A 5,284-nucleotide genomic window follows, 5' to 3' on the forward strand; every position below is an offset into this window, starting at 1 on the left:
CCCCCAACCCCCCCCCCCCCGCCTGCCTGGTGGTGGGCATCGGCGGTTCTCGGGGTCTCGACCTGACGGCCGCCCGCGGGGCAGGGCCCTAGCGCGCGGTGAGCTCGCGCAGCACGCGACGGACGAGGTCGACGAGCGCCTCGGGCGGCAGCGCCGCCAGCTCGGCGGCGGTCACGCGGCGTCCTGGGCGGAGATCAGCGAGATGACGTCGATGGCCTCGGTCGCGACGGACAGGTGGTCGACGGCGGGGGCGGGGGTGAACGGGGTCTGGGTCACGGTGGTGCCTCTCGGGTGAGGGGAGCTGAGGGGACGACCTGTCCCGGGGTGCGGGACGGGACGGATCGGGTGCGTCGGGGTGCCGACTGCCGGACGGTGCCGGAGGAGGTGGCGTCGCGGGAGGGCGACGCCGCGGCGCTAGGCGCCGGGCGTGGCGAAGAAGTCGCCGTAGGTCAGCTCGGCCGAGACGACCGGGGCTGCGGAGCGCGACGCACGAGCGCCGCGACGGTAGGAGCCGATGCGCACGGGCACGGCGCCGGGAGCGGTGGTGTAGCTGCTCGCGCCACGGGGTGCGAGCGGGGGGCGGGTGGCCGGCGCGGGCACCTCACGGACGTGGAGGAGCGGGCGGGCGGCAGTTCGGACAGGATCGATCGTCGTCATGGGACACGGCCGTGATCTGAGGCGTAGCTGGCCTCGCGTCAACCGGGTGCACAGCGCCCCGCGAAGGACCACCAGGATGTTGGCGGCGTATCGGCGGAGGGCGCCGGAGGGGAAGATCCGGTACCCCGAAGCTATGCCCCGGCACGGGGTCTACCTAATGCACGAAGCTAATCGTTCGAGGGACTTCGCAAAGCGGATAGGTCGTGAACGGCCCGCAGAGCGCCCCTAGGAGGCGGCGGGCCCGGCGTCGAGGATCTCCGCGACCGCGTCGAGCAGCGTCGTCAGCCGCGTCCGCTCCCTGGTCGAGAGGGTCGCGGCCAGCTCGGCCAGCGCCCGGTCCGCATCCCGGGTGGCGTTCTCGAGGAGCTCGCACGTGCTGGGCGTGAGGCTGAGGATGCGCTGACGCCCGTCGTTCGGGTCGTCCGTGCGAAGCACGTGGCCGAGCGCCACGAGCCGGTCGACGATGATCGTCGCCGCCGCGCTCGTCACCCCGAGCTGGTGGGCGATGTCCTTCGCGTGCGCGTTCGTGCCCCGGGCCTCGCAGTGCTGGATGAGCGTCACGGCCGCGAGGTCGTTGCCGCTCAGGTCGAGCTGCTGACGGAGCTGGAGCGCGAACGCGATGTCCGCGTCGCGGACCCGACGCATCCGCGCCAGGATCTCGCTCGCGGCGTCGGAGGGCGCCCGCTCCTCGAGCAGGGGCATGCCGGTGCCGACCACCTGGGCGTTCCGCAGGGCGGGCTGGGAGTCGACCGGCCCCTCCTGCGAGGCAGGGTCCTCGGGGTGGAGGGTGTCGGGTGCGTGCGGTGCAGGGGTGGCCATGACGGCCTCGCTTCTGGGTGTCGGTGCTCGCGGGAGAGGAGTCTCCACGACAGACCTGACTGGCGCAGCGTCCCCAGTCAACACCCCCGGGGCTGCGGGCGCGGACAGCACCGGCCACGCGCACCGCGCCCGGCTCAGGCCGCGCCGACCTCGAGCTCGCCGACCGCCGCGCCCTCCGCCCCGAAGACGACGCGGCGGTTGCCGACCTTCTCGCTGAAGAAGCGGTCGTGGCTGACGACGACGACCGCGCCCGGGAAGTGCACGAGCGCCCGCTCCATCACCTGCGTGCTCGCGAGGTCGAGGTGGTTCGTCGGCTCGTCGAGCAACAGGACGGAGGCGCCCGACAGCAGGCACTGGGCCATCGCCACCCGAGCCCGCTGGCCGCCGCTGAGCGCGCCGATCCGCTGCTTCACGTCGGCCTCGGAGAACTGGAACATCGTGAGGAACCGGCCGACCGACTTGCGCGTCGCCGTGAGGGCGAGGCTGTCCGGCATGGCGTTGACCGCGTGGGTCACCGTGTCCTGGTCGTCGAGGTCGGCGAGCACCTGGTCGTACGAGACGACCCGCGCGCCGCCGGCCCAGTCGACGCGCCCCCGGTCGGCCCGCTCCTCCCCCGCCAGCACGCGGAGCAGCGTGCTCTTGCCGCTGCCGTTCGAGCCCGAGACGACCATCCGGTCGCGGCGACGGAGCTCGAACGAGACGTCGTCGAAGAGCACGCGGTCGCCGTACGACTTGCCGAGCCCCTCGACGCGGCAGAGCACGTCCTTGACGTGCAGCCCGCCGTAGATCTCGGTGATGATCTGGTCGACCGGGCGAGGGGCGCGCTGTTTCTTGATCTTCGCGAGCTCCTTCGTGAGGCCGCCCGCACCTCCCGCCTTCGCGGCCTTGGCGACCTTGACCGCCTCGCGCCGGTCGGCGATGCCCTCGGACTCGAAGGCGAGGAGCTCGGACTCGTGCGCGAACTGCTGCTCGATGGTCTTCAGCCGGAACTGCTTCTGCACCACGTACTCGCCGAAGTCGCCGGGGTACTCGTGCAGGTGGAACGCCTCGACCTCGACGATGCGGGTGACGACCGCGTCGAGGAACTGCCGGTCGTGCGAGACGACGACGGCGGCGCCGCGGAAGTCGCGGAACCACTGCTCGAGCCACTCGACGCCGGCCACGTCGAGGAAGTTCGTGGGCTCGTCGAGCAGGAGCACGTCGGGCTGCTCGAGCAGGATCTTCGCGAGCGCCGCCCGGTTGCGCCAGCCTCCGGACAGGTCGTCGATGGGCAGCGAGCGGTGCTCCTCGGTGAAGCCGAGCGTCGTGAGGGCCGTGTCGATGTGGCGCGGGTAGTCCCAGCCGTCCTGGCGGTCCATCTCGGCGAAGAGCTCGGCCTGGCGGTCGATCAGCCGGGTCAGCTCGTCGCCCTGGTCGGGGTCCGTGGCCGCCACCGCGATGGCGGAGTCGATCTCGGCCAGCTCGGCCTCCATGGCACGCACGCCCTCGAAGAGGCCCTGCAGCACCTCGGTGACGGTGGACGTGCCGTCCAGCTCGCTGAACTGCGAGAAGTACCCGATGCGCGTGCCCGGCTCGACCGTCACCGTGCCGGCGTCGGGCTGCACCTGCTCGAGCACGAGCTTGAGCAGCGTCGACTTGCCGGAGCCGTTGCGGCCGATCAGGCCGACCCGGTCGCCCTGCTCGAGCCGGAAGAAGGCCTCGCGCAGCACGGGGGCGTTCTCGAAGCGGACGGACACGTCGTGCAGTCGGATGAGGCTCATCCGACGATCATCCCAGGGCGGGACGGGACCCACGAGCCGAGGAGGCGGCCGTCGCGTCGACGAGGACGCCTCAGGACTGCGCGAAACGGACAGAGCCCGGCCCGGGCGTGTCGGCGAGAAATGCCTGGTCGCGACGCGTCGCTAGGACGTCTAGGGATTTCCAGGGCTCTGACCAGGGGTTTTGGGATTGGTGATCTCGCGGGGGCCGTCGTACCGTGATCCCAGGCCGGGACGTCGTGAACCCCCGGTCAGGTGCCTCGCGGAGCGTCGATGAGCTTCACGGCAGGGCTGCGCTCCCGAGGCACCACTCCCGCGTCCACCCGGTCGACGGCGGCGGCGCAGGCGACGCGTGCGGCCGCGCGGCCCTCAGCGGCGGGGTGCGCGGGGCGTGCGGTACGGCGACTCGGCCGCGAGGCGGCCCTTCGACGCGGCACGGCGCTCGAGCGCGGCCGACAGCACGGGCGTGACGAGGGCGATGAGGATCCCCACGATCACCACGACGGCGCCGAGGACGATGAGGGCGATGATGAAGGTCTCCATGCGTCGATCCTCGCGGGGCGGCCACGGAGACGCAACCTCCGGGGCACAAGGTGCACGGCGCGCACAGCCGGCACTCGGCCCGGCCACACGGCACTGTCGGACGTCGGGCGTAGATTCCACAGCATGAACGACATCGCACCCGACGCCTCCCCCTCCACCGGCACCACGACCGAGCGAGCGGTCCTCGCCGGCGGCTGCTTCTGGGGCGCGCAGCAGCTGCTCCGTCGTCGACCCGGCATCGTCTCGAGCCGTGTCGGCTACTCGGGCGGCCACACCCCGAACGCCACCTACCGCAACCACGCCGGCCACGCCGAGGCCGTCGAGATCGTCTTCGACCCCTCGGTGATCAGCTACCGCGAGCTGCTCGAGTTCTTCTTCCAGATCCACGACCCGTCGACGAAGGACCGCCAGGGCAACGACGTCGGCGACAGCTACCGCTCGGCGATCTTCTACACGTCCGACGAGCAGCGCGCGACCGCGCTCGACACCATCTCCGACGTCGACGCCTCCGGCCTGTGGCCGGGCAAGGTCGTCACCGAGGTCGAGGCCGTCGGCGACTTCTGGGAGGCGGAGGAGGAGCACCAGGACTACCTGGAGAAGCTCCCCAACGGCTACACCTGCCACTTCGTGCGCCCGGGCTGGGTCCTGCCGAAGCGCGAGCAGGAGTCCGTCGCGAGCTAGTCGCCGCAGCCCCGAACGGGGTGCATACCCATTGGTATCCAGCGATCTATCGTGAGGGTGCCCGCCGCCTCCCTGAGCGGCGGGCACCCTCACGACGGAGACCGACGGATGAACGATCTGACCACGCCTGCCCCCCTGAGCACCTCGGGTCACGGTCGCCGACGCGGACGACTGCATCGTCTGGCACTCGCGCTCGTTGCTCTGACGGTCTTCAGCGGTCTCGTGGTGCCGAGCGTGGCCCTCGGCATCTCCGATCCGAGTTGCGCGTGCGGCGGCGGCGGTGGTGGCGGCGGCGCCAACTACGGCTACCTGACGGCCGCGCCCGGCACGGTGGGACAGCCCTACGATCACCAGATCCCGGCCTCGGCCAGCAGCTCGAACTCCGCCTGGGCCGCCGTGGACGCCCCGCCGCCGGGCCTGAGCCTCTCGTCGACGGGCCGCATCACGGGCGTCCCGCAGAACGTGGGCTACGCGCAGTTCTCCGCCGCCGCCACGGACCCGACCTACGGCCAGGTCATCCAGTACCTCATCTCGTTCGACTTCGCCGCTCGCCCCGCGAGCGCCCCCCGGTCCGTCGTCGCGACGGCCACCGGCGCCGGGAGCATCGGCGTCACGTGGTCGCCGCCGGCCGACCTCGGCGGCCCGGCGCTCACCTCCTACCGGGTCACCTGGGACGGCGGCAGCGCCGACGTCGCCGCACCGGGAACCCAGCTCGACGTGACGGGCCTGACCACGGGCCGCAGCTACGTCGTCACCGTCGCTGCCCTCAGCGCAGCCGGCACCGGCCCGTCGGCCTCGTCCGCGCCGACGACGCCCGCCGCTCCCCC

The 5,284-nt window shown here is 72.3% G+C and carries 6 protein-coding genes; 2 read left to right on the plus strand and 4 right to left on the minus strand.

Annotated elements, in window-relative coordinates:
* Positions 1-414 precede the first annotated feature (414 nt).
* The 4 genes from RWM17_RS11945 to RWM17_RS11960 all read right to left on the minus strand — a co-directional run bounded on the left by RWM17_RS11945 (position 415) and on the right by RWM17_RS11960 (position 3,776).
* Positions 415-657 (minus strand): hypothetical protein, encoded by a 243-nt coding sequence (locus RWM17_RS11945; protein ID WP_314103980.1) that lies wholly within the window; start codon positions 655-657, stop codon positions 415-417.
* 225 nt (positions 658-882) lie between these two features.
* Positions 883-1,476 (minus strand): MarR family transcriptional regulator, encoded by a 594-nt coding sequence (locus tag RWM17_RS11950; RefSeq protein WP_314103982.1) that lies wholly within the window; start codon positions 1,474-1,476, stop codon positions 883-885.
* Between the two features lie 134 nt (positions 1,477-1,610).
* A complete protein-coding gene (locus RWM17_RS11955; RefSeq protein WP_314103985.1) occupies positions 1,611-3,236 on the minus strand; it encodes an ABC-F family ATP-binding cassette domain-containing protein in 1,626 nt (541 codons plus the stop codon).
* Between the two features lie 366 nt (positions 3,237-3,602).
* Positions 3,603-3,776 (minus strand): hypothetical protein, encoded by a 174-nt coding sequence (locus tag RWM17_RS11960; protein WP_314103986.1) that lies wholly within the window; start codon positions 3,774-3,776, stop codon positions 3,603-3,605.
* A gap of 123 nt (positions 3,777-3,899) precedes the next feature.
* On the opposite strand from RWM17_RS11960, the gene msrA reads away from it, so the two are divergent.
* On the plus strand, positions 3,900-4,457 hold the full coding sequence (gene msrA, locus RWM17_RS11965; protein ID WP_314103987.1) for a peptide-methionine (S)-S-oxide reductase MsrA: 558 nt from the start codon (positions 3,900-3,902) through the stop codon (positions 4,455-4,457).
* A gap of 222 nt (positions 4,458-4,679) precedes the next feature.
* A partial coding sequence (locus RWM17_RS11970) for a fibronectin type III domain-containing protein (RefSeq protein WP_314103988.1) occupies positions 4,680-5,284 on the plus strand: 605 nt, incomplete at its 3' end.

The sequence above is a fragment of the uncultured Frigoribacterium sp. genome (genome assembly GCF_963515265.1).
Taxonomy (GTDB): Bacteria; Actinomycetota; Actinomycetes; order Actinomycetales; family Microbacteriaceae; genus Frigoribacterium.